Raw genomic sequence first — 887 nt, forward strand, 5'->3', positions numbered from 1 at the left:
GAATATTTTAATGATATAGCTGGAAAAGCAGGTTTAGGCAAATTGAAGTTGCCAAAAGGCTGGAAACCAGGAACAATAATTCCAAGACGGTGTGAAAGTTTTTCTGTAAATTGCTTTCCATGATAATTTTTATTGGGGCTTGTGAGCCAAACTTTGGCTTACAAGACCTTATTACAATATAGTGAAAAGCAAATGGCATGTCAAGAGCGCCCTTAAAAAGGGCGTTCATTTACTCTTGACTGGCCGTTTGCTTTTTGCTAGGGCAGCCTACCTTCATACATAATCGATAGTTCCCCATAAACCTTACCCCAGTTTCTAATTGGCAAAGTCCACTTTTTTACAGCTTCAAAGGTTGCCAGATAAAGTGCCTTTAAAAGTGCGGTATCACTTGGAAATACGCTTCTTTGACTATTCAGCCGACGATAGGTGCTATTTAAGCTCTCGATCGCATTGGTAGTATATATGACCTTGCGAACGTCGGAGGAAAACTTGAAGATGGGACTGATTACATCCCAATTGGCCGACCAACTCTTCATGGCATTAGGATAACGTTCTTGCCACTTTTTGGTCACTATTTGCATCTGTTCATACCCAGCTTCTTCGGAAGGAGCATGATATATTGTTTTTAAATCAGCAGCAAAAGCTTTTTTGTCCTTTTCTGCTACGTATTTCAAGGTGTTCCTGACCTGGTGAACTATGCAGCGCTGGTATTCTGTCTGGGGATAAGCCACTGCTATAGATTCCTTGATCCCAGTCAAACCGTCGGCGCATAGAACCAGTATATCCTTTACTCCTCGATTCTTGAGCTCGTTCAAGATACTGAGCCAATACTTGCTACTTTCATTTTCGCCAATCTGTATGGAAAGAACTTCTTTGCGGCCTTCGTC

Annotated in this window: 1 protein-coding gene; it reads right to left on the reverse strand. The window is 41.6% G+C overall.

Annotated features, from left to right (window positions below):
- Nucleotides 1-257 precede the first annotated feature (257 nt).
- Nucleotides 258-887 (reverse strand): IS256 family transposase (locus AC29Z1_RS17540; protein WP_488272730.1); only part of this gene is annotated, 630 nt, incomplete at its 5' end.

Source organism: Sporomusa sp., from assembly GCF_057736855.1.